Annotated in this window: 22 protein-coding genes and 1 pseudogene; 21 read left to right on the plus strand and 2 right to left on the minus strand. The window is 44.2% G+C overall.

Annotated features, from left to right (window positions below):
• From ABHC48_RS14810 to ABHC48_RS14880, 15 genes are all read left to right on the plus strand, one after another.
• Window positions 1-714 (plus strand): zinc metallopeptidase, encoded by a 714-nt coding sequence (locus ABHC48_RS14810; protein WP_195700078.1) that lies wholly within the window; start codon window positions 1-3, stop codon window positions 712-714.
• Entirely contained in the window at window positions 707-2,056 is a 1,350-nt protein-coding gene (rsmB, locus tag ABHC48_RS14815; protein ID WP_173770974.1) for a 16S rRNA (cytosine(967)-C(5))-methyltransferase RsmB, read from the plus strand. Before ABHC48_RS14810 ends, rsmB begins: the two co-directional genes overlap by 8 nt.
• A 10-nt stretch (window positions 2,057-2,066) precedes the next feature.
• Window positions 2,067-3,107 carry a 23S rRNA (adenine(2503)-C(2))-methyltransferase RlmN gene (rlmN, locus tag ABHC48_RS14820; RefSeq protein WP_187565060.1) on the plus strand — a complete coding sequence of 347 codons (1,041 nt, stop codon included), beginning with the start codon at window positions 2,067-2,069 and terminating at the stop codon, window positions 3,105-3,107.
• A gap of 61 nt (window positions 3,108-3,168) precedes the next feature.
• Window positions 3,169-3,915 carry a Stp1/IreP family PP2C-type Ser/Thr phosphatase gene (locus ABHC48_RS14825; RefSeq protein ID WP_118578191.1) on the plus strand — a complete coding sequence of 249 codons (747 nt, stop codon included), beginning with the start codon at window positions 3,169-3,171 and terminating at the stop codon, window positions 3,913-3,915.
• Complete coding sequence (gene pknB / locus ABHC48_RS14830; protein WP_173770972.1) at window positions 3,909-6,152, plus strand: Stk1 family PASTA domain-containing Ser/Thr kinase; 2,244 nt, start codon at window positions 3,909-3,911, stop codon at window positions 6,150-6,152. Before ABHC48_RS14825 ends, pknB begins: the two co-directional genes overlap by 7 nt.
• A 3-nt stretch (window positions 6,153-6,155) precedes the next feature.
• On the plus strand, window positions 6,156-7,034 hold the full coding sequence (gene rsgA / locus ABHC48_RS14835; protein ID WP_195700077.1) for a ribosome small subunit-dependent GTPase A: 879 nt from the start codon (window positions 6,156-6,158) through the stop codon (window positions 7,032-7,034).
• A 4-nt stretch (window positions 7,035-7,038) separates the two neighbouring features.
• Window positions 7,039-7,710 (plus strand): ribulose-phosphate 3-epimerase, encoded by a 672-nt coding sequence (gene rpe, locus ABHC48_RS14840; protein WP_118578194.1) that lies wholly within the window; start codon window positions 7,039-7,041, stop codon window positions 7,708-7,710.
• Between the two features lie 8 nt (window positions 7,711-7,718).
• Window positions 7,719-8,396 (plus strand): thiamine diphosphokinase, encoded by a 678-nt coding sequence (locus ABHC48_RS14845; RefSeq protein ID WP_148461132.1) that lies wholly within the window; start codon window positions 7,719-7,721, stop codon window positions 8,394-8,396.
• 247 nt (window positions 8,397-8,643) lie between these two features.
• Window positions 8,644-9,741, plus strand: a complete 1,098-nt coding sequence (ychF, locus tag ABHC48_RS14850) for a redox-regulated ATPase YchF (RefSeq protein WP_021926448.1) — start codon at window positions 8,644-8,646, stop codon at window positions 9,739-9,741.
• A gap of 29 nt (window positions 9,742-9,770) precedes the next feature.
• Complete coding sequence (gene lgt / locus ABHC48_RS14855) at window positions 9,771-11,129, plus strand: prolipoprotein diacylglyceryl transferase (RefSeq protein WP_195700076.1); 1,359 nt, start codon at window positions 9,771-9,773, stop codon at window positions 11,127-11,129.
• A 392-nt stretch (window positions 11,130-11,521) separates the two neighbouring features.
• Window positions 11,522-11,953, plus strand: a complete 432-nt coding sequence (mraZ, locus tag ABHC48_RS14860) for a division/cell wall cluster transcriptional repressor MraZ (RefSeq protein WP_118578197.1) — start codon at window positions 11,522-11,524, stop codon at window positions 11,951-11,953.
• 36 nt (window positions 11,954-11,989) lie between these two features.
• Window positions 11,990-12,925, plus strand: a complete 936-nt coding sequence (gene rsmH / locus ABHC48_RS14865; protein WP_148461134.1) for a 16S rRNA (cytosine(1402)-N(4))-methyltransferase RsmH — start codon at window positions 11,990-11,992, stop codon at window positions 12,923-12,925.
• 14 nt (window positions 12,926-12,939) lie between these two features.
• Window positions 12,940-13,500: a septum formation initiator family protein gene (locus ABHC48_RS14870; protein WP_173718147.1), complete on the plus strand. Its 561-nt coding sequence runs from the start codon at window positions 12,940-12,942 to the stop codon at window positions 13,498-13,500.
• A gap of 230 nt (window positions 13,501-13,730) precedes the next feature.
• Entirely contained in the window at window positions 13,731-15,773 is a 2,043-nt protein-coding gene (locus tag ABHC48_RS14875) for a penicillin-binding transpeptidase domain-containing protein (protein ID WP_334285724.1), read from the plus strand.
• A gap of 128 nt (window positions 15,774-15,901) precedes the next feature.
• Window positions 15,902-17,614 carry a penicillin-binding transpeptidase domain-containing protein gene (locus tag ABHC48_RS14880; protein ID WP_195700074.1) on the plus strand — a complete coding sequence of 571 codons (1,713 nt, stop codon included), beginning with the start codon at window positions 15,902-15,904 and terminating at the stop codon, window positions 17,612-17,614.
• Here the strand turns inward: ABHC48_RS14880 and ABHC48_RS14885 are convergent.
• Window positions 17,548-17,733: a DUF6783 domain-containing protein gene (locus ABHC48_RS14885; protein WP_313719214.1), complete on the minus strand. Its 186-nt coding sequence runs from the start codon at window positions 17,731-17,733 to the stop codon at window positions 17,548-17,550. The genes ABHC48_RS14880 and ABHC48_RS14885 overlap by 67 nt on opposite strands.
• Between ABHC48_RS14885 and ABHC48_RS14890 the strand changes: the two are divergent.
• The 3 genes and pseudogenes from ABHC48_RS14890 to murD all read left to right on the plus strand — a co-directional run.
• Window positions 17,671-17,850: pseudogene (locus ABHC48_RS14890) on the plus strand (DUF6783 domain-containing protein); the annotation flags it as partial. The gene ABHC48_RS14885 and the pseudogene ABHC48_RS14890 sit on opposite strands and share 63 nt — an antisense overlap.
• A 208-nt stretch (window positions 17,851-18,058) precedes the next feature.
• Window positions 18,059-19,015: a phospho-N-acetylmuramoyl-pentapeptide-transferase gene (gene mraY, locus ABHC48_RS14895; RefSeq protein WP_148461137.1), complete on the plus strand. Its 957-nt coding sequence runs from the start codon at window positions 18,059-18,061 to the stop codon at window positions 19,013-19,015.
• A 63-nt stretch (window positions 19,016-19,078) separates the two neighbouring features.
• On the plus strand, window positions 19,079-20,434 hold the full coding sequence (gene murD, locus ABHC48_RS14900) for a UDP-N-acetylmuramoyl-L-alanine--D-glutamate ligase (protein WP_148461138.1): 1,356 nt from the start codon (window positions 19,079-19,081) through the stop codon (window positions 20,432-20,434).
• Here murD and ABHC48_RS14905 read toward each other — a convergent pair.
• A complete protein-coding gene (locus ABHC48_RS14905; RefSeq protein ID WP_308768462.1) occupies window positions 20,348-20,638 on the minus strand; it encodes a DUF6783 domain-containing protein in 291 nt (96 codons plus the stop codon). The genes murD and ABHC48_RS14905 overlap by 87 nt on opposite strands.
• A 38-nt stretch (window positions 20,639-20,676) precedes the next feature.
• On the opposite strand from ABHC48_RS14905, the gene ABHC48_RS14910 reads away from it, so the two are divergent.
• Genes ABHC48_RS14910 through ABHC48_RS14920 form a run of 3 tightly spaced genes read left to right on the plus strand, consistent with a single transcriptional unit; the run spans window position 20,677 to window position 24,199 of the window.
• Window positions 20,677-21,759 carry a putative peptidoglycan glycosyltransferase FtsW gene (locus ABHC48_RS14910; protein ID WP_187565056.1) on the plus strand — a complete coding sequence of 361 codons (1,083 nt, stop codon included), beginning with the start codon at window positions 20,677-20,679 and terminating at the stop codon, window positions 21,757-21,759.
• 58 nt (window positions 21,760-21,817) lie between these two features.
• Window positions 21,818-23,086, plus strand: coding sequence for a UDP-N-acetylglucosamine 1-carboxyvinyltransferase (murA, locus tag ABHC48_RS14915; RefSeq protein ID WP_118578203.1), 1,269 nt, complete (start codon window positions 21,818-21,820; stop codon window positions 23,084-23,086).
• A 6-nt stretch (window positions 23,087-23,092) separates the two neighbouring features.
• Window positions 23,093-24,199, plus strand: coding sequence for a cell division protein FtsQ/DivIB (locus tag ABHC48_RS14920; RefSeq protein WP_226854683.1), 1,107 nt, complete (start codon window positions 23,093-23,095; stop codon window positions 24,197-24,199).
• Window positions 24,200-24,375: the final 176 nt, after the last annotated feature.

The following is a 24,375-nucleotide window of genomic DNA, read 5'->3' on the forward strand; positions in this document are numbered from 1 at the left end:
ATGTACGGATATGGGTATCCTTATGGATTTTATGTTGATCCTACTTATGTATTGCTGATCATTGGAATGGTGCTGGCACTGGCTGCATCTGGAAAGATGAAAAGCACTTTTGCACGTTATCAGCAGGTGCGCAGCCATTCAGGTCTTACAGGAGCTCAGACTGCCCAGAGGATTTTAAATGCAGCCGGAATTTACGACGTAACGATTGTTCCAATTTCCGGAAGCCTTACAGATCATTATGATCCGAGAACAAAGAGGCTGGCACTTTCACAGGACGTATATGGAAGAACTTCTGTGGCAGCTGTATGTGTCGCTGCCCATGAGTGTGGTCATGCCATTCAGCACAATATAAATTATGCACCGCTGAATATCCGTTCAGCTATTGTTCCGGTGGCAAATATCGGATCTTCCCTTTCCTGGCCGATTTTTCTTCTGGGACTGATCCTTTCCATACCGGCACTTACAACTGTAGGAATTGTGCTGTTTTCACTGGCGGTACTGTTTCAGCTTGTAACACTTCCGGTAGAATTCAATGCTTCCTCAAGAGCTTTAAAAATGCTGGAAAGCACAGGAATTTTAAGCCACGAGGAAAACAAAGGTGCGAAGAAGGTTCTTACAGCGGCAGCCCTTACTTATGTAGCAGCTCTTGCTTCTTCCATTTTACAGCTTCTGAGACTGATCATACTTTCCGGAGGTAGAAGACGGGATGATTAACGGAATCAATTCCAGGGAGATGATCCTGGAAATTTTACTTGAAATCGAAGAGGGCGAGCACAGTCACGTGGCAATTCGGAATGCCCTTTCCAAATATCAGTTCCTTCCCAAACAGGACCGGGCATTTATCACCCGTGTCTGTGAAGGAACGCTGGAATACCGGATCCAGATTGATTACATTATCAATTCTTTTTCCAAGGTGACAGTTGATAAGATGAAGCCTGCAATCCGGGAAATTTTAAGAAGTGCAGTATATCAGCTGAAATACATGGATAGTGTGCCAGACAGCGCAGTGTGCAATGAGGCTGTGAAGCTGGCGCAGAGAAAAGGTTTTTATAATCTGAAGCCTTTTGTAAATGGTGTTCTTCGTACCATAGCCCGGGAAATGGATCAGGTCCGGTTCCCTCAAAAAGAAGATGATCTGTTGAAATATCTTTCTGTAAAGTATTCCATGCCAGAGGTGCTGGTAACCAGGTGGCTGGAAGCCTATGGAGAAGAAACAACAGAGAAGATACTGGCGGATTTTCTTACGGAACATCCTCTTACCATCAGATGCCGGACTTATCTGAATTCCAAGGAAGAGGTTATAAAAAGCCTGGAAAGTCAGGGCGTTCATGTAGCGCCTGCTCCATATCTGCCTTATGCATACAGCATTTCTGAATTTAATCATATTCTTGCACTGGATGCTTTTATCAAGGGTAAAATTGTCGTGCAGGATGTTAGTTCCATGCTGGTTGCGGAGGTTGCAGATCCGAAGAAGGGTGATTATGTTATTGACGTGTGTGCTGCGCCAGGTGGAAAGAGTCTTCATATGGGAGACAAGATGGAGGGATATGGAACGGTAGATGCAAGAGATGTAAGCCAGTATAAAGTCAATCTGATCGAAGAAAACATCCAGCGTACCAATTCTATTAATGTACAGGCAAGAGTGCAGGATGCTACTATTTTTGATCAGGATTCAGAACTGCTTGCAGATGTCGTAATTGCAGATGTACCTTGTTCCGGGTATGGAGTGATCGGCAAGAAGCCGGAGATCAAATACCGTGTTACGCCACAGAAACAGGATGAAATAGTGATTCTGCAGAGAACCATTCTGGATCGCGCAGCAAACTATGTGAAGCCAAGAGGAGAGCTGATCTTCAGTACCTGTACCATTGCAAAAGAAGAAAACGAAGAGAACATGATGTGGTTTTTGAATAATTATCCGTTTAAGCTGGAGAGCCTGGATCCTTATCTTCCAGAGGAGCTGCACTCAGAGACAACTGCACTTGGATATCTGCAGCTGCTCCCGGGAGTACATAAGACAGACGGTTTCTTTATTGCGAAATTCAGAAGAAAATAGGAATATAAATATGACAGACATTAAGTCGATGACGAAAGACGAACTGAAAAATCTGATGACCGAACTGGGAGAGAAACCCTTTCGGGCAAAGCAGATCTACAGCTGGTTACATGAACATCTGGTAACCTCTTATGATGAGATGGGAAACATACCAGGAAAACTAAAAGAAAAACTGAAAGACTATCCCATAGCGGCATTGGAAATGGTGGATGAACAGGTTTCTGCCATTGACGGCACAAGAAAATATCTGTTCCGCCTTTCTGATGGAAATGTGATCGAGAGTGTTCTTATGCGTTATAAGCATGGAAATTCCGTATGTATTTCGTCACAGGTAGGCTGTAAAATGGGGTGCCGTTTTTGTGCTTCCACTATTGGAGGCTGGACAAGAAACCTTCTTCCTTCGGAAATGCTGGATCAGATTTACAGGATCCAGAGCATAACGGGAGAGCGGGTATCTAATGTAGTAGTAATGGGAACTGGCGAACCTATGGATAATTATGATAATATTGTACGCTTTGTACATCTGCTTTCCGATGAAAATGGTCTTAACATCAGCCAGAGGAATATCACCGTATCGACCTGCGGAATTGTTCCAAAAATTTATGAGCTTGCAAAGGAAAAACTGCAGATTACCCTTGCCTTGTCTCTGCATGCACCAAATGATGAAAAAAGACAGGAGCTTATGCCTATTGCACAGCGGTACAGTATGGACGAAGTCCTGGATGCATGCCGCAATTATTTTCAGGAGACTGGAAGGAGAATTACTTTTGAATACAGTCTTGTGGCTGGTGTTAATGACAGTGACGAAGATGCAAGAGAGTTGAGCAGCAGAATCCATGATATTAACTGTCATGTAAATCTAATCCCGGTAAACCCTATTAAGGAGCGTTCTTACAGGCGTTCTACGCATCAGGCTGTAGAGAATTTTAAAATAAAACTTGAAAAATGCGGAATTAATGTTACTATTAGAAGGGAAATGGGCAGTGACATAGACGGTGCCTGTGGACAATTACGAAAAAGTTATATGGAAAAAAGTTACGATCCGCAGTAACGAAAAACTGGTGTTTCTATGTTGAACAACAGTACGAAAAGGACAGAAAGCGAGAAGTGACATGAGGGTATATTCAGCTACGAATATAGGAATGAAGCGGAAGATGAACCAGGATTATGTGTTCGCTTCCCAGGACACAGTTGGAAATCTCCCGAACCTCTTTGCTGTTGCTGATGGAATGGGAGGGCACAATGCAGGTGATTATGCTTCCTCTCACGCGGTCAGGATACTGGTAGATGAAATCAGGGAGGATACGGATTATAATCCTGTAAAGGTAATCCGTCATGCCATTGAGACTGCGAACACAGAAATTATAGAACAGGCGCAGAAGGATGAGAAGCTTCGTGGAATGGGAACTACTATGGTAGTAGCCACCATTGTAGGTCAGTATGCTTATGTTGCCAATGTGGGAGACAGCAGACTATATGTGGTGGATAAACAGCTGAGGCAGATTACCAGGGATCATTCACTGGTTCAGGAAATGGTAAGAATGGGTGAAATCACTGCTGAGGAGGCAAGAAATCATCCGGATAAAAACATTATCACCAGAGCTCTGGGAGCAGAAAAAACTGTAGACGTGGATTTCTTTGATATGCGTCTGGAACCGGGAAGTACGATCCTGATGTGTTCCGATGGTCTCAGCAATATGGTGGAAGACAAAAAAATGGAAGAAATCATATTGAATTCTGATGAGGATATCACCTGGAAGGGAAATACTCTTATCCAGGAAGCCAACAACAACGGCGGCAAGGATAACATTGCAATCATATTGATAGAACCATTCACGAATGAGGTGGAAACATGTTAAAGACAGGTATGATTATAGCAGAACGCTATGAAATTGTAAGTAAAATCGGTACCGGCGGAATGGCGGACGTATATAAGGCAATGGACCATAAACTGAACCGTTTTGTGGCAGTTAAGGTTCTGAAGCCGGAATTCAGGGAAGATGCAACTTTTGTAAAGAAATTCAGAAGTGAAGCGCAGGCAGCAGCAGGTCTTACCCATCCAAACATAGTAAATGTATTTGATGTAGGCGATGATGAGGGTGTTTATTATATCGTAATGGAGCTGATCGAGGGAATCACTCTTAAGGAGTATATTTCCAAGAAAGGCAAGCTTTCGGTAAAGGAAGCTACCAGTATTGCCATTCAGGTATCTATGGGACTTGAGGCAGCACACAGCCACGGCATTGTACATCGTGATGTGAAGCCTCAGAATATTATTATTTCCACAGACGGCAAAGTAAAGGTAACAGACTTTGGAATTGCAAGAGCTGCTTCTTCCAATACCATCAGCTCTAATGTTATGGGGTCTGTACATTACAGCTCACCAGAGCAGGTACGAGGCGGCTACAGCGATGAGAAGAGTGATATCTACTCACTTGGTATCACTTTATATGAGATGGTAACAGGACGTGTTCCTTTTGACGGAGATACTACAGTTGCCATTGCAATCAAACATCTTCAGGAAGAGATGGTACCGCCAAGTGTTTATTCCCCGGATCTGCCGTACAGTCTGGAACAGATCATTATGAAATGTACCCAGAAGAGTGTGGATCGCAGATATAATAAGATGGAGGACGTGATCGAAGATCTGAAGCATTCTCTTATTGACCCGCAGGGAGATTTTGTGAAGCTTACATCTGTAGACACAGACGCTAAGACGGTTGTAATTTCTGATGAAGAGCTTGGAGAGATCAAGCACACTCCGAAGCAGACTCTTAAACCGGATATAGAAACTCTGGAAAAAGAACTGAATGAGACAAACTACGATGATGATGACGATTTCGGGTATGACGATAAGGAAGAGAGCTCGAAAGGCTCCAGAAAGAACCGGGATCGTGAACGAAGCAGAGAGCGGGAAGAGAGAGAAAGACGTATCAAAAAGCAGAAAAGAGGCGTCAGTGTAGCTGGAAGTATTATTGCTTTGATCATAGGTGCCGCAGTTCTGATCGCGGTAATTCTTGTTGTGGGAAAGGCAGCAGGTCTGATCGGAGACAGCAAGGATTCTTCTTTGGATCAGCAGAATCAGCAGGCACAGGTTACCCAGGCTGCTGACGAAGATGATGGTATGGTACCAGTACCTGATCTTATCGGTAAGACAGAGGCTGAGGCACAGGAACTTTGCGCTTCTGTAAATATCGGAATGACCTACAAAGGTGAAGAGGCTTCCACACAGGAAAAAGGCAAGATTTCTTCACAGGATCCTGTACAGGGAACAAAGGTAGCTAAAAATTCAACTGTTAACTATTATTTAAGTAAAGGTTCTGAGTCCGTTACCCTTACAGATATGTTCGGTCAGAATGGCGCTTTGGCGCAGGAAACTCTGGAAAGCCAGGGCTTAACGGTTCAGATCAATAAGATTTACCCGGATGAAAGTCAGTCTTCTATGGTAGACATTGGATGTGTCCTTGATACTGAGCCTGCAGCAGGAACTACTGTCAAGGCAGGCGATACAGTTACTCTTACCATCAGCCGTGGTATTAATTATGGTGACAGTGTACAGGTGCCAGATGTAACCGGAATGGAGAAGAATGATGCAATTGCCAAGCTTGGCAAATTCATTAATATTAATGTGGAAATGCAGATGAGCACAGACGTTGCAGAGGGAACTGTTATCTCTCAGGATCCTATAGGATATACAGATGACAACCCGGTATATGCAGATCCGGATAACGATACGATCACTCTTATTGTAAGCAGTGGAAGTCAGGATACTTCTTCACAGAATACTGAGGATCAGAGTTCCTCTGATACTACTGCAGCAGTAGCAAATGGCGAAGTATGGAAATGTACACAGAAACTGAAGACGCCTATCGGATATAATGGAGGTCTGATCAGACTGGAGCTTGTTCAGAATGTAGGCGGCGCTCCAAAAGCAAGCTCTGTGGTAGAAGGACAGCAGCTTACTTTCCCATATCAGCTGGATATTACAGGTGCACCAGGAGTTGCTGAGGGTACTTTATATCTGTCTGAGCAGCAATCTGATGGAAGCTATCAGGAACTTGGCCATTATCCTCTTACTTTTGAGAAGGTTGAGTAATCCATGCAGGGAAAGATCATTAAAGGAATTGCAGGTTTCTATTATATCTATGCGGAAGACGGCAATATTTACGAATGTAAGGCAAAAGGAATTTTTCGAAAGGATAATTTCAAGCCTCTGGTAGGTGATAATGTGGAGATTACCGTTTTGAATGAGGAGGAGAAGGAAGGCAGTGTAACTTCCATTCTTCCCCGCCGCAATTCACTTATCCGTCCTGCTGTTGCCAACGTAGATCAGGCATTTTTGATTTTTGCCATGGAGAATCCAAAGCCTAACTTTCTTCTTCTGGACCGCTTTCTGATTATGATGAAGCAGCAGGAAATTCCTGCAGTTATCTGCTTCAATAAGAAAGATGTGGGAGAGAAGGAAGAAATGGAAAAGCTTTACGAAATCTACACTGGATGTGGATATCGTGTAGTGCTTTCCAGTACCTATGAGGGAGAGGGAATGGACGAGATCCATGAGATACTGAAGGGAAAAACAACAGTAGTTGCAGGACCTTCCGGTGTGGGGAAATCTTCTATTACCAACTGTATGCAGGGTGAAGTGCAGATGGAGACTGGTGAGATCAGCAAAAAACTGAAGCGCGGCAAGCATACCACCAGACATTCCCAGGTAATCCCGGTGGAGAAGAATACTTTCCTGGTGGATACTCCAGGATTTTCTTCTTTGTATCTTACCGATATGAAGGAAGAGGAGCTTCGGGATTACTTCCCGGAATTTGCAATGTATGAGCCGCAATGCCGGTTTCAGGGGTGTATGCACATTCATGAACCGGGCTGTGCAGTGAAGGAAGCTCTGTCTGAAGGTAAAATTAGTCAGCAGCGGTATGACAACTATCTGGCTTTATATGAGGAATTAAAAGAGAAAAGGAGATACTAAAACTATGTATCAGCTATGCCCTTCCATTTTATCAGCGGATTTTAACCGTCTGGGCGAACAGATTAAAATTCTTGAAAACGAAGGAGTTGAATGGCTCCATATTGATGTTATGGATGGAGATTTTGTACCGAGCATTTCCTTTGGTATGCCGGTGATCAAATCCATCCGTAAAGAATCCAAGATGTTTTTTGATGTTCATCTTATGGTGACAGAGCCGGAAAGATACATTCAGGATTTTGTAAATTGTGGTGCGGATTCCATCACCGTTCATGCTGAGGCATGTGAGGATCTGGAACGTACTATAGAGCGTATCAAGGATGCAGGAGTGAAAGTTGGTGTTTCCATCAAGCCTGCAACTCCGGTAAATGATATCAGCCATATGCTTGAGGATGTGGATATGGTTTTGGTAATGACTGTTCAGCCTGGCTTTGGCGGACAGAAATATATGGACGAGTGTACAGAGAAGATTCAGGAACTGAGAGAACTGATCGACAAAGAGAATCTGAATGTGGATATTGAGGTTGACGGTGGAATCAATGAAGGTACCATAGAGACTGTTATGAAAGCTGGTGCCAATATCTTTGTTGCCGGATCCTGGGTATTCGGCGGTGATATTGCCCAGAATGTCCGCCATATTCAGAAACAGATCGAAGAGATTGGTGACAGGATTGAGTGAGAGATAGAATGATAGATACAGTAATCGTAAGCGGGGGCATGATCCAGAAAGATTTTGCCCTCGATTTTATAAGAAAAATAGAAGAAGAGCGAAAAGGAAAGAAGCTGCTTTTGCTGGCGGCTGACAGAGGACTGGATTTCTTTCTGGAAACAGGTCTTGTCCCGGATATTGTGGACGGTGATTTTGACAGTTTATCAGGTGCTGGAAAGGCATATCTGGAGAGTCTTGACCATACAGAAATTGTCAGACTGAATCCTGAAAAGGATGATACAGATACCCAGTCTACTTTAAATCTGGCAATAAGAAGAGGGGCAAAGAATATTCTTATTCTTGGCGCAACTGGTGGAAGACTGGATCATTTTATTGGAAACATGGGACTTTTGGGATATGGCAGACAAAAGGGTGTCAATGTGATCCTGGCAGATGCTCAGAATTACATCTGTCTTGTGGAAAATGGCTATATTATTCGAAAAGACAGTCAGTTCGGAAAATATATTTCTTTTTTCGCAGCCGGTGAAACGGTTGAAGGTCTTACTTTGAAGGGGTTTAAATACCCATTGGATCATTACCGCCTTACTACAGATAACTGCGGCCGCACCGTTAGCAACGAGATCCAGGAAGAAAAGGCCAAGGTACTCTACGAAAAAGGCAGTCTTCTTATGATCATGTCCAGAGATTTGAAATAAATGATGTATTACAAAAGAGAAACACTTCATATTCAATTGGAAATATGAGGTGTTTTTTCAAATTTATCAGATTGTCCAGAGCTTTTGTCTTGATGGAAAGAGTTAGGTATGCTAAAATAAAAAGATGTATAGAGAAGACAATATGGGGCCGGAAATATATCATATTTTTATTGTTTGTGGTATAATAGCAAAAGAATGGCGTAAAGAAATGTCAAACGCCTCTAAAAATAAGGAGAAATAGGATAAAATGAAATTAGGTATCGTTGGACTTCCAAATGTAGGAAAAAGTACACTTTTTAATTCCCTGACAAAGGCTGGTGCAGAATCTGCGAACTATCCCTTCTGTACCATTGACCCGAATGTGGGAGTTGTTACTGTGCCGGATGAAAGACTTGCACTGCTTGGTGATTTTTATCATTCCAAGAAAGTGACACCGGCCGTTATAGAATTTGTTGACATTGCAGGACTTGTAAAGGGCGCTTCTAAGGGAGAAGGTCTTGGAAACCAGTTCCTTGCAAACATCCGTGAAGTTGATGCAATCGTTCATGTAGTACGCTGTTTTGAGGATACCAATGTAATTCACGTAGATGGAAGCATTGACCCGATCCGTGATATTGAGACTATCAACCTGGAGCTTATTTTCTCTGATCTTGAGATCCTGGAGAGAAGAATTGCAAAGGTTACCAAGACTGCCCGTATGGACAAAGAAGCTGCTAAAGAGCTTGATTTCCTTCAGAAGATCAAGAAATGGCTGGAAGACGGCAAAATGGCCATCACTATGGAACTGGAGAATGAGGATGAGGAAGCATGGATGGGAACATACAATCTGCTCACTCAGAAACCGGTTATTTACGCTGCAAATGTTGCAGAAGACGATCTTGCAAATGATGGTGCTGACAATGCGCATGTACAGGCTGTAAGAAAATATGCTGCAGAGCAGAACAGTGAGATTTTCGTAATCTGTGCTCAGATCGAGGAAGAGATTTCCGAACTGGATGAGGATGAGAGAAAAATGTTCCTGGAGGATCTTGGACTCAAGGAATCAGGACTTGAGAAGCTGGTTAAGGCAAGTTATCATCTTCTTGGACTTATGAGCTTCCTGACCTCCGGAGAAGATGAGACCAGAGCATGGACCATCAAGATTGGAACCAAGGCTCCGCAGGCTGCAGGTAAGATTCATTCTGATTTTGAGCGTGGATTCATTAAAGCTGAGGTGGTAAACTATCAGGATCTTCTTGACTGTGGCTCCTATGCAGGCGCAAGAGAAAAAGGTCTTGTAAGAATGGAAGGTAAGGATTACGTAGTACAGGATGGCGATGTGATCTTATTCCGTTTCAATGTCTGATAAGTAATAGAAACAGAGGGATAGCATAAATGTCAATTCAGTTTCCGAATCTGGGAATAAACCTGGATTATGTGGGGAAATCCATTCAAATATTTGGATTTGAGATTACATTTTTTGGCCTTGTAATAGCTCTGGGAATGCTTCTGGGAATGGGATTTGTGATTCTGGAAGCGAAGCGCTGCGGCGAGAATAAAGACGATTATCTGGAAATGATGATCATATCCCTGCTTCTGGGTGTGGTCGGATCCAGAATGCTTTATGTTTTATGTTCCTGGAATCTTTATAAGGGCAATATTATTGAGATCTTTAATGTGAGAAATGGCGGACTTACATTCTACGGCGGTCTGTTTGGAGGAATGCTGGGAGCAGCCATTTACTGCGGCGTGCGCAGAAAATCTTTTATGCAGATGGCAGATACTGCCAGCATGGGAATCGTTATTGCGCAGATAATAGGAAGGTGGGGAGATTTCTTTAACAGGGAATCTTTCGGTGAGTATACCAACAGCATATTTGCAATGCAGCTCCCTTTATCTGCTGTGCGTTCCAGCGAAGTGACATCTGCAATGAGGGAAAACCTGGAGACAATAGGTGGAACTTCTTATATTCAAGTACATCCGGTTTTCTTATACGAGAGTCTTTGGTGTCTGCTTTTGTTTCTCCTGATGCTTGTGTGGAAGCGCAAAAAACATTTCCACGGAGAAGTATTTCTGAAATATCTGGCAGGATATGGTCTCGGACGATTTTGCATAGAACTTCTTCGAACAGACAAGCTTATGATTCCGGGAACTTCTGTTGGAATTTCCCAGCTGATCTCAGCAGCACTGTTTGTAATCTGTGCTATGATCGCAGTTGTGGAAGAAACCATGGCGAAAAAGAGGGCGGCAAGGCGCAGACGCAGGAGAGAACAGGACTATGAAGCGCAGGAAAGAGCAGCCAGAGAAGCTGAAGCAGAAGAATACAGAGACCGGCTCAGACTGGAGAGAGCTTTTGCAGATGGAGATGCCGCAGGTGTTCCGGAAGTCTATAACGGAACAGCATCTGCTTATGAACATGATTCCGAAGAATCAGAAGAAACTTCGTCTGTGGAAGAAGAGCATCCGGAAGAAGATCCTCAGGATGAAAAGAACACAGAGAAAATCGTGGAAGAGGAAAATTCAGCTGCTGAGGATTTCTATGAGGAGGACTCAGAGAAAGATACAGAAGAAATTTCTGAGGAGGAAGCTTTGCCAGAAGCTTCCGGTACAGAAAATTATGTGGAAGAAAATGCCGGGATTTCTGAAGAAGAAACTGTTGCTGCGAAGGATCCGACAGCTTCAGAAGAAGATGAATGGTTGTATAGCCAGCCGCGCAGATTTGCGAAAAAACCTGCCCATGAGCAGGAAGATTGATCATATGATTGTCAGATATCTGAATCTGGTCTGAACAAAACGTCATTTTGGTGGGAGCGAATCCCACTGAAGTGGCGTTTTTTTGTGTGTAATAGGTAATTTCGCTGGAATTTCCGGCAATATAAAAAGTCCTGCAGAGCAGGATTTATTTGTATAAAAAAATTTTTTGACTGCATTTTCACTGTTTGTAAGGACTTTGTAACAGAATTATGTAATAGATTTCATAATTTCCCACTTGTAATTTAGGGGCAAATGGGTTAGAATGGGTTCATAAGTGGTAGGAAGTGGAGAAAAGTGGTGACAAATGGGGACGAAGTGGCAGAACTTCCATTTGTTTCCCGTCATGAGATACGAGGGGGAGACTCGTATTTCACGAGAGTAGGTGAGTTTTTATGTTCATGGGCGAGTACAATCACACAATCGACGCGAAGGGGCGTTTGATCATCCCGGCGAAATTTCGGGAACCTTTAGGTGAGGAATTTGTTCTTACCAGAGGACTTGATGGTTGTCTTTATATTTATCCTATGGATGAATGGGAAGCCTTTGAAGAGAAACTCCGTGCATTACCACTTACAAATAAAGACGCTAGAGCCTTTTCGCGCTTCTTTGTTGCAGGTGCAACAACATGTGAACTGGACAAGCAGGGGAGAATTCTCGTACCACAGACGTTACGTGAGTTCGCTGGTCTGGAGAAAGATGTTATTCTGGCTGGAAACTTAAGCAGAGTAGAAGTCTGGAGCAAGGAGAAATGGAGCGAGAATTGCAATTATGACGATATGGACAGCATTGCTGCCGACATGGAGAACATGGGAATCGTCATCTGAGCATAAAATAAGCGAGAAATCCAACAGGAGACGGAAATGGAATTTAAACACAAATCTGTATTACTGGACGAGACCGTTGGCGGGCTGAATATTAAGCCGGATGGAATCTATGTGGATGGCACTTTGGGCGGCGCAGGACATGCCATTGAGGTATGCAGGAAACTTTCTGCCAAGGGGAGATTTATTGGTATAGATCAAGACCAGGATGCGATAATTGCTGCGAGTGAACGGCTTGCCGCCTTTGACCAGGTGACAATCATTCGCAGCAATTATTGTTACATGGTACAGGAGCTTGCCGCAAGGGGAATTCACAAGGTTGATGGTATTGTTCTGGATTTGGGAGTATCCTCCTATCAGCTGGACAATGAGGAACGTGGATTTACCTATCGGGTAGATGCACCTCTTGACATGCGCATGGACCAGAGACAGACACAGACTGCCAGTGACATTGTTAACGGTTATGAAGAAAGAGAACTGTATCGCATTATCCGCGATTACGGTGAAGATAAATTTGCGAAAAATATCGCGAAACATATAGTAGCAGCAAGACAGCAGAGCCCCATTATGACAACGGGCCAGCTTACACAGATCATCCGGGAATCCATACCTATGAAGATACAGGCAGCAGGAGGTCATCCGGCTAAGCGTACGTTCCAGGCAATCAGAATTGAGCTGAATAAGGAACTGGATGTTCTTCGTGATTCACTTGATGGGATGATCGATCTTCTGGATGATGGCGGAAGGCTTTGCATTATTACGTTCCATTCACTGGAAGACAGAATTGTAAAAACAATTTTTCGAAAAAATGAGAACCCGTGTACCTGTCCACCGGATTTTCCGGTATGTGTGTGCGGAAAGAAATCCAAGGGGAGAGTTATCACAAGGAAGCCAATTCTTCCAAGTGATGAAGAAATGGAAGAAAACCCGCGTTCTAAGAGTGCTAAGCTTAGAATTTTTGAAAAAAAAGTTTAAAAGAAGGGTAAAAAATGGCGGAGACAGGCAGACATACAAATACTGTGTCAGGTAAAAGACGTCCACAAAATGTGTATGTTGATGGCAACACTGTCCGAAAAGTCCAGGAAGTTCCTGAGCGGAGAGAGTACCGTCAGCCAGAGCATTCTGTTCGTAAAAATAAGGCAAAACCAGAGCAGACCACACCAGAGCAGCAGGTCCGGGGGAACAAGCCGCTTAGTAAGGCAGCCAGGAGAAACCGTGCGAAAGCCAATAATATGAACCGTAATTTTGCCATATTTCTGGCAGCACTTGGTATCCTTATTGTGTTTTGCAGTATTAATTATCTGAAACTGAAAACAGAATGCACCAGTAAAAGAAGCCAGCTGGCCACGCTCGAATCCCAACTGGCCGAGCTGAAAGAAGATAACGATGCATATGAGAGCCAGGTGACTTCAAGTGTTGACCTTGAAAGAATCCGGAAAATCGCCATCGGACGTCTGGGCATGAAATATCCAAGCAACCAGCAGACAGAAACCTATGCGACTGAAGGCGGCAGCTACGTAAGACAGTATCAGGACGTGACCGGGAAGTAATGGGAATGAAGGCAGGTGTTTGATTGACTACTCTGAGAAGAAAACCAAAAAGAAAACCTATAAAAAAAATAAATCACAGTATGAAAAAAAAGCTGTCAATACTGCTCTTTTGCGTATTGGGAGCTTTAATCGTTTTATTGGGAGTTATCACTTATATTAATTTTCAAAGTGGTGACAAGTATAAGAAACAGGTGCTGAGTCAGGCTCAGCAAAAATACCAGAATCGCACAATGCCAGCGAAACGAGGGGCAATCTATGATCGAAATGGCAACATTCTGGCAACGAGCAACAAGGTGTATAATGTTGTACTGGACTGTAAAGCTGTAAATTCAGATGAGGATTATCTGGATCCTACGGTGAATGCTCTGGTTACCATATTTGGCCTTGATGAAGGAGAACTCCGTACCAGGCTTACTTCTGATAAGACCAGGGAGAGTCAGTATCAGATCGTGAAAAAGCAGGTATCCATGGATGATAAGAAAGCATTCGAGGATTACTGCAGCATACCAGATGATACGGAAATGACCAGGGAAGAAATTCAGGAGAAAAACAATATCCAGGGTGTATGGTTTGAAGAAGATTACCTGAGAGTCTATCCATATAATGAGCTGGCCTGTGATACGCTGGGATTTACTTTTTCCCGAGATACTGCGGACTATGGAATTGAGGGCTACTACAATAGCAGCCTGACAGGAATTGATGGCCGACAGTACGGATATTTCAGTGATGATTCTAACGTGGAGCAAACCATTATCGAAGCTTCTGACGGAAACAGTCTGGAGCTTAGCCTCGATCTTGGAACACAGCAGATTGTGGAAAAATGGGTAAATGCCTTTAAGGAATCTACTGGCGCCAAAAATATAGGAGTGATCGTGGAAGACCCTTCAAGTGGTGAAATCCTTGCCATGGATGGGGGCGACCGATATGATCTTAATGATCCACGTAATCTGTCTTCCTTATATTCAGCAGATGAGATTGCTGCTATGAACGACAGTGAGACCATGGATGCTCTAAGCGCCATGTGGAATAACTTTTGTGTAACCGACATTTACGAACCTGGTTCCGTTGTGAAGCCCATTGTTATGGCAGCTGCTCTGGAACAGGGAAAAATATCCACCAGTGATACCTTCTATTGTGATGGTTACCAGAATTTTGGTGTGCCAGGAAATATGACCACCATCAAATGTGCAAATATTTACGGACACGGAATGGAAACCCTTGCGGAAGTAATCGCAAACTCCTGTAACGATGCCATGATGCAGATTGGTGCAAAGATGGGAGTTGAAAATTTTCTGAAAGCACAGAGTACTTTCAATTTCGGAAGCCGGACAGGAATCGATCTTCCAAATGAGGGATATGGTATTATGCATACGGTTGATACCATGCATGAGACAGAGCTTGCGTGTTCTGCATTTGGTCAGGGATTCAGCTGTACTATGATCCAGGAAATCAATGCAATGTGTTCGGTTATCAATGGCGGCTACTATTATCAGCCACATCTTGTGACAAAAGTCAAAGATGCCAGCGGTGCAACTGTGAAGACAATCAGCCCGCTTCTTCAGAAGCAGACCATTTCTTCCAGCATTTCCGCTGATATCAGAAGCTATATGCAGGCCAGTGTAGAGCAGGGTACCAGTATGACGTCAAAGGTACAGGGTTACAGCTCAGGCGGTAAAACAGGAACTGCGGAGAAATTCCCCCGTGGAAACGGTAAATACGTGGTTTCCTTTATCGGATTTGCCCCGGTTGATGACCCGCAGGTTCTGATCTACGTGGTAATTGACGAGCCAAATGTAGAGGATCAGGCCAGCAGTATTTATCCACAGTATGTGGCACAGGCAATTCTTTCCGAGCTTCTGCCATACATGAATATTCAGCCCGATCAGTCTACAGACGGAACTGTTCCGGAGACAGAGCTTTGGGAGAACTTCAATGGTCATGTAAATACCATATCTGACAGTCAGATTGATGAAAATGGAAATCTGGTGGATGAAGAGGGCAACCTCATTGACTGGGATGGCAATCGGATTGACGAAAATGGTTACCTGCTGAATAGTGACGGAAGTTATCAGATCAATGCAAACGGAGAGTATATAAAATCTGCTAACCTTGATGGAATCAGCGATTCCTACACTGGTTTAGCCGGGGAAACTCTGCCGGAGGCTGTTTCTGATACCAATGTTCCGGGACCTCCGGAAGATAACACGGATCCCATTGAGGATAACAATATGGAGAGTGAAGGCCTGACTAACGAGGAAGCCGGACTGGATTAGAAATACTGTCCATAGGTGGCATAGTATTGGCAGGAAATAAAAAACGGACTGTTCACCATAATACAACACATACCTCCATCTGAAATTATCATATATTAGTTATGATGATTTCAGATGGGGATTTTTTTATGAAAAAAACCATGACCTTTCACAGGAAAAAAATATGGATGGTTTTTCTTGTATGTGCACTTATGCTTCTGGGACTTGTGGGAAGGCTTGTTTACCTGATGGGGGTTCGGTCGGATTACTATTACCAGAAAGCGGAAGAACTTCATGAAAGAGAACGAGTCATTAAGGCTGCAAGAGGACAGATACTGGATGCAAAAGGGAGGATTCTGGCAGATAATAAAACTGTATGTACTATTTCCGTTATTCACAGTCAGATTAAGGACCCACAGAAGGTTATTGAGGTCTTGTCAAAAGAGTTGGAAATAGATACTGACACAGTGCGTAAAAAAGTTGAAAAAATATCTTCAATTGAACGAATTAAGACAAATGTGGAAAAATCTGTGGGAGATGTGATACGTGGGTATGAACTGGATGGTGTGAAAGTGGATGAGGATTATAAGCGGTATTATCCTTACGGATCTCTGGCTTCCAAGGTTCTGGGATTTACAGGCGGTGACAATCAGGGGATAATTGGCCTGGAAGTGAAATATGAGGAAATTTTAAAGGGACAGGCGGGAAAAATCCTGACCACAACAGATGCCAGAGGCGTGGAAATCGACCAGATCGGAGAAAGCAGGGAAGATCCGGTGGCAGGGGAAAACCTGAAAATCAGTCTGGATGTGGATCTGCAGCAGTATGCTCAGCAGGCGGCCCTGAAAGTAATGGAAGAAAAACAGGCTGCGCGTGTTTCCATACTTCTTATGAATCCGCAGAACGGAGAAATTTATGTATGTGTTAATGTGCCGGAATTTGACCTAAACGATCCTTTTACATTGAATGCGGACGTGGATACTTCAGGAATGAATGAACAGGAAAAACAGGATCTTCTGAACCAGATGTGGAGAAATCCCTGCCTGAACGATACATATGAGCCCGGTTCTACCTTTAAGATCATTACCATGTCTGCTGGTCTGGAGGCTGGCGTGGTTTCCGTAAATGACAGATTTTTCTGTCCCGGGTATAAGCTGGTGGATGACAGGCGGATTCACTGTGCAAGGAGAACAGGACACGGTTCTCAGAGCTTTGTGGAAGGTGCCCAGAATTCCTGCAATCCGGTTTTTATTGAAGTGGGTCTGAGACTTGGGGTGGAAAACTATTATCATTATTTCAAGGAGTTTGGACTTTTGAAGAAGACAGGTGTAGATCTGCCGGGAGAGGCTGGAACGATCATGCATAAAATGGAAAACATGGGGAATGTGGAGCTGGCAACAGTTGCTTTTGGCCAATCTTTTCAGATTACGCCAATTCAGCTGGCGACCACAGTCAGTTCTCTGATCAATGGGGGGAGGCGGATCACACCTCATTTTGGGGTATCCGTTCTGAGCTCAGATGGCACCAGCGGAAGAAAGCTGGAATATCCGGTGGAAACGGGGATTATTTCGGAAAAAACATCAGAGACAGTAAAAGGAATTCTGGAGAAAGTAGTGTCAGAAGGTTCCGGAAGAAATGCCCGGATCGAGGGATGCACAGTAGGGGGCAAGACGGCTACTTCCCAGACTTTGCCAAGAAGTGCCAACCGGTATATTTCTTCCTTTCTTGGTTTTATGCCTGCGGAAGATCCACAGATCCTGGGGCTTTGCATTATACATGACCCGCAGGGCGTGTATTACGGAGGAACCATTGCGGCACCTGTGATAAAGAATATTTTTGAGGCGGTGCTAGAGCGTGTTTGAAAAATCATTCCCGCAATCTGCACGCCCCACTTTGTGGGAGATTTCACCCGAATTCGGTTGCCGTAGCCCGCTACGGCGCCCTCATCCGGGCAAAATCTCCCACAAATTGTGACGCACATCTTGCAGAAAGCCTTTTTCAAACACGCTCTAAATCAGAAAAAAGAAAGATAAGCTTCGGTGATCGGTCAGGCTGTGAGCAAGGAGAAGTATGTTACCGGTCACGAAGTAAGCAGTAAACAATGTGGGGATATTATCTTGCAAAAACCAAGCTATGGGTTGATAAATAAGGGGAAAAGCTTTATACTATAAGATGCTTTAAAAAGTTTAGAGCGTGTTTAAAAATGGTTTCTGCAAGATGTGTGTCACAATTTGAGGAAGATTGCGGAATGCTTTTTTAAACAGACTCTGGAACGAAAAAAACGAAAGAATTAAAGAGGTGTGAGGATGGAATTTCATATTGTGATCCCGGTACTGATTTCCTTCGCAATCAGTGCAGTATTAGGACCTGTTATTATTCCTTTTCTGCGTAAGCTGAAAATGGGACAGACAGAGAGAACAGAGGGCGTACAGTCGCATCTGAAAAAGGCCGGAACCCCGACTATGGGCGGCGTGATCTTTCTGATATCCACGATTATTACTTCATTGTTTTATGTAAAAGATTATCCCAAGATTATCCCGGTTCTGTTCCTGACTCTGGGATTCGGACTGATCGGTTTTCTGGATGATTATCTGAAGGTAGTCCTTAGAAGATCTGACGGACTTCTTCCATGGCAGAAATTTCTGCTTCAGGTAGTGGTAACAGGTATTTTTACTTTCTACCTGCTGCGGTATACAGATGTGTCTCTGACCATGCGTATTCCATTCTGGGGGGGACATTATCTGAATCTTGGCTGGCTGGCTGTACCGGTGCTGTTCTTTGCAGTGATCGGAACGGTAAATGGCGTAAACTTTACTGACGGTGTAGATGGTCTTGCTACCAGCGTTACCCTGATCGTAGCCGTATTTTTCACGGTTGTATCCATTGGAACCCAGTCAGGTATCGAGCCTGTCACCTGTGCTGTTATCGGCGGACTGATGGGATTTTTACTTTACAATGTATACCCGGCAAGTGTGTTCATGGGAGATACAGGATCTCTGGCGCTTGGTGGATTTGTGGCAGGTGTGGCTTATATGCTGCAGATGCCTCTGTTTATACTGATCGTGGGACTGATCTATCTGGTTGAGGTATTGTCCGTTATGATCCAGGTAACCTATTTCAAAGCAACACATGGCAAACGTATTTTCAAAATGGCGCCTATCCATCATCATTTTGAGCTTTGCGGATGGTCAGAAGCCAGAGTAGTTGCAGTGTTTACCATTGTGACTGCAATTATGTGCCTGATCGGACTTTTAGCCCTGTAAGAGCTGCCTGAAAAGGGAGAATTCCGGGGCATCCATTGCAAGGCATTAAGGAGGAAATAAATCATGGAATTAAAAGGAAAAAAAGTTCTGGTTTTCGGAGCCGGAAAAAGCGGTATCGGCGCAGCTGATCTTCTGAATGCAGTTGGTGCCTGCCCGGTTCTCTACGATGGAAAAGCAGATCTGGATAAAGAAAGCGTATTACATAAAATCAGTGGAAATTATGAACTTCCCATCTATGCAGGAGAGCTGCCGAAGGAAGTTCAGGAAAGCCTGGATCTTGTGGTATTAAGTCCTGGAGTTCCCACAGATCTTCCAATAGTAAAAGGTTTTTATGATCAGGGACTTCCTGTGTGGGGCGAGGTTGAACTGGCTTATCAGACTGGAAAGGGTGAAGTTCTTGCAATTACCGGAACAAACGGAAAAACTACAACAACAGCCCTTCTTGGGAAAATTATGTCAGATGCACGCCCATCTGTATTTGTTGTTGGAAATATTGGAACTCCGTATACTTCCAAGTCACTGGAGATGACAGATGAGACGGTCACAGTTGCAGAGATCAGCAGCTTCCAGCTTGAGACTATCTGGAAATTTGCTCCAAGGGTAAGCGCCATTTTGAATATCACAGAGGATCATCTGAACCGTCATCATACAATGGCTGAGTATATCCGCGTGAAAGAGCTGATCACAAGCAACCAGGGTCCGGAGGATGTATGTGTGCTGAATTATGAGGATGAAATCCTTCGTGAATTTGGCAAAAGCATTGTGCCAAAGGCTGTATATTTTTCCAGTGCAAGAGAACTTGAACAGGGTATTTTCCTGAGAGGAGACCAGATTATTCTTCGTACAGAGAAAGAGGAGATTCCGGTTGTGAGAACAGGAGAGCTGAAGCTTCTTGGTACACACAATTTTGAGAATGTAATGGCAGCAGTGGCCATGGCTTACTACGCAGGTGTTGATATGGATAGCATCCGTAGGAGTATCTGTGAGTTTACAGCCGTGGAGCACAGAATTGAGTATGTAACTGAGAAAAACGGTGTAGCATATTATAACGATTCAAAGGGAACCAACCCGGATGCGGCTATTAAGGGAATCCAGGCAATGAACCGTCCGACTCTTCTGATCGGCGGCGGATATGATAAGGAATCCAGCTATGATGAGTGGATCCAGGCATTTGACGGCAAAGTAAGGTATCTGGTACTTATTGGTCAGACGAAAGAGAAAATTAAGGCTGCGGCTGAGAAGAATGGCTTTCATGATGTTATTCTCTGTGAGGATCTGAAAGAAGCTGTGCAGGTGTGTGCGGATAAGGCAAACGCTGGGGACGCGGTCCTTTTATCTCCTGCATGCGCAAGCTGGGGTCAGTTTGACAATTATGAGCAGAGAGGCCAGATGTTTAAGGAGTATGTGAGAGCACTGTAATATACCGCAAATTGCAGCGTACATCTTGAAGAAAGCCTTTTGGAGGCATGCTCTGGAGCTTGTTTGAAAAATCATTCCTGTAATCTGCACGTTCCGTTTTGCAGTATATTTCACTCGAACTCGGTTGTCGTAGCCACAGAATGTGATTGGCGGCAGGTACAGAAACTTATGATTTATTTCATAGAATACCCGGATCTGGCATATGCTTTAACCAAGGCATGGGACGTCAGGAGCAGATCTCTATGATCCGGGAGCGAAAGAAAGAAACGAAAACAGACACGGTCTTACTGATCCTTGTGCTGCTTCTGGCAGTATTCGGACTGGTCATGCTGTTTTCCATCAGTGAATATAATGGCAGAGTACGTTTCGGCGACTCTGCCTATTATTTTAAAAAGCAGCTTTTTGCAACAGCTCTGGGCCTTATGACCATGTACATAGTAGCAGAGACAGATTACAGATTCTTTGTTCGGCTGGCACCGGCTGCTTATCTCTTATCTATGGGACTTTCTACAGCAGTTTTATTTGTAGGACAGGAAATCAATGGCTCCAGAAGGTGGCTGAATTTTGGACCGTTGTCTTTTCAGCCTTCGGAATTTGCAAAAGCAGCAGTGATCCTTTTTCTCACCTGGCAGATCCAGGGAAGCAAAAAGACTACAGCTGGCTTCTGGTTTATGTGCAGGACAATGCTGACACTTCTTCCAATTGTAGGACTGGTAGGCTCCAATAACCTAAGTACGGCAATCATAATCCTTGGAATCGGTGTAATCCTGATTTTTATATCAGATCCGGGATATGCCAGATTTATTGGAATGGGAGTGACTGGTGCAGCAGTGATCGCAGTGTTTCTGGCAGCAGAGAGCTACCGTCTGGAAAGGCTTGCCATATGGCGGAATCCGGAGAAGTATGAAAAGGGTTTTCAGACCATTCAGGGACTTTATGCTATTGGAAGCGGCGGGCTTTTCGGAAGAGGATTTGGCAGCAGCCTGCAGAAACTGGGATTTGTGCCGGAAGCCCAGAATGATATGATCTTTTCCATTATCTGCGAAGAACTGGGACTGACCGGAGCTTTTTTTCTCATTGGCATATTTGGGCTTCTTATGTGGAGACTGATGGTGATTGCCCTTCACTGCCGGGAACTGCAGGGAACACTTTTATGCGTTGGCATTATGAGCCATATGGCCATTCAGGTGATCCTGAATATTGCGGTGGTGACAAACACCATTCCAAATACAGGAATCACGCTTCCCTTTATCAGCTATGGCGGAACCTCAGTGGTGTTTCTTCTGGGCGAGATGGGGCTGGCTTTGAGCGTAAGCAGAAAATGAAATTTTATCACCAGTCAGAAATATTCGCATACAATAAAAGGTAAGAGGCCCTTTAGGAGTGAATGGCTTGAATGACCGGATTTACATTGAGGGAGGACACCAGCTGAAGGGAAGTATTCGGATACAGGGCTCAAAAAATGCAGCGCTTCCTATGATGGCGGCGTCTCTTTTACATCGGGGAGTCAGTGTGCTCAAAGGCTGTCCGCGGATCGCGGATGTTTTTTGTATGGAGGAAATTCTTCAGAAGCTTGGGGCAGTGACCTGGTGGGAAGACCATGATCTGTATATGGACTGCGAAAATGCCGGTAAATGGTCAGTTCCTTTTGAATTTACAGGGAGGATGAGGTCTTCCGTGATTCTTCTTGGAGCGCTTCTCGCAAGAAATGGGAAAGGAAGCCTTGGCTATCCAGGTGGGTGCGTGATCGGGAAAAGACCTATTGATATGCATCTTTTTGTGCTTCGGAAGCTTGGCGCAGTGGTCACAGAGGAACAGGGAGTTTTGATGGCAGAAGCACCTCATCTGCAAGGGGCATTGGTTTCTTTTTCAAAAAGAAGTGTGGGAGCTACCCAGCAGGGCATTTTAGGAGCCGTGCTTGCAGAGGGAGAGACTGTATTGGAAAATTGTGCCTGTGAGCCGGAAATACAGTGGCTTTGCAGGTATATGCGTTCCATGGGAGCAAAAATACAGGGGGATGGAACTTCTGAAATAAGAATCCAGGGAGTTAAAAGCCTGAGTGCCGGGTGCATTCAGGTGCCGCCAGACCGCATTGTGTCAGGAACCTATATCTGTGCGGCAGCTATAACCAGAAGCCAGATCGTTCTTGAAAACCCTCCGGAAGGAGAACTGAAGGCCTTTCTGGAAGTATATAGGAAAATGGGTGGACAATATAAAGGTAACAGTGGTAAACTATTAGTCAATGGAAAAAATGTTCAAAGCCCTGTTAAACTGCTGGAAACGGGTGTTTATCCAGGATTTCCAACAGATCTGCAGTCTCCCGTAATGGCAGTTCTTTCCACCATAGAGGGGGAAAGTTGCATTCGTGAAATGGTTTTTGAAGACCGTTATAAAGCAGCTGACCAGTTGCGGAAAATGGGAGCCAGGATCCGCGTACAGGGAAATGAGGCTGTAATCTGCGGTGTAAAGACTTTACATGGAGCAGCTGTGCAGGCGCAGGAATTAAGAGGCGGTGCGTCCCTGATCCTGGCAGCACTTGGGGCTAAGGGAGTTACCGTACTGGAAGGATATTCTTTTGTACAGCGGGGGTATGAGCATATTTGCCAGGATCTTAATGCGCTGGGAGCAGCAGTAAAAAGGATACAGGAATAACAATATATGAAATCACTGAAAATGAAGTTGATCTATAGAAAACATAAGAAAGCGATTCTGGGTACCCTGGGGGCAGTTCTGCTGGCAGGACTTGTCTTTTTCTTTTCCTATTTTCATGTGACAAAGGTGGAGGTAATGGGAACCTCTCGTTACACGGATGAACAGGTGAAGGAGATGGCTTTGCAGGGGGTTTTTACGGATAATTCCGTTCTTGCAGTTTTGCTCCATTCCAGGGTGGACGTAGAGGGTGTGCCTTTTGTGGAAGGCTTTTATATTACCAGGCTTTCTCATAACAGTATCTGCATCAGTGTCCGGGAAAAGAAGGCGGTAGGCTGCATTCCTTATCTGGACAGCTATATTTATTTTGACAGAAACGGTATTTTTATTGAAAGTTCCCATACAAGGGATGAACTGGTGCCTTTTTTTGACGGCATTGAAGTAAGCCATGTGATCGAAGGGGAGAAGCTTCCAATTAAAGGAAACTCGGTGCTTACCACTGCGGTGGCGCTGTCAACTATTTTCCAGAAGAACGATGCCATACCGGATCATATTGAATTTGACACCAGTTATCAGATTACCTTGACTTATGGAGATATCCGGGTGATGCTGGGAAAGGACGAGTATCTTGAGGACAAGATGACACGTGTCAACGCAATTTTGCCCAAGCTTTCTGGCAAAAAGGGAATCCTTCATCTGGAAAATGTAAATGACAATTCCAAGACGATTACCTTCGAGCAGGATCTGGGCGAGGATGGCGTGATTGAGGATGTGGATACTGCGGCTGCTTACGAGAATGCAGTGGCTAACTGGCATGGAGGGTATGACCTGGAGGGTGACTATACCGGTGAAGGGGAATATGACCAGAACGGAAACTATGTAGGCTCCAGACCTACTGAGGAGAGTATTGCTGCAAATGGCAGCTGGCTTGGCGGATATATGGAAGATGGAAGCTATACCGGTTATGGGCAGCTGGATAAAGATGGAAATTATGTAGGTCCCAATCCCAATGAAACCAGTGAAGATGGAAGCGAAGAGGAGCTTGAAGATTACAGTGAGGACTACAGCGAAGACTATAATAACAGCGGTTATGACGGGTACGATGAGGAATATTAGAGAGTGTCTGAAAATCTCCTGTAAATGTGATGCACATTTTGCAGAAAGCCTTTTTCAAACACACTCTGAGGAAAATATCGCGTATTTCGCGAAAAAAGTATAAAAAAACAAAATTAGTGGTTGATAAATTCACAAAAAAAATATATGATATAGCTATATGCAGCTTGGTATATATA

The sequence above is a fragment of the Ruminococcus sp. 1001136sp1 genome (genome assembly GCF_039841815.1).
GTDB classification, from domain to species: domain Bacteria; phylum Bacillota; class Clostridia; order Lachnospirales; family Lachnospiraceae; genus Blautia_A; species Blautia_A faecis.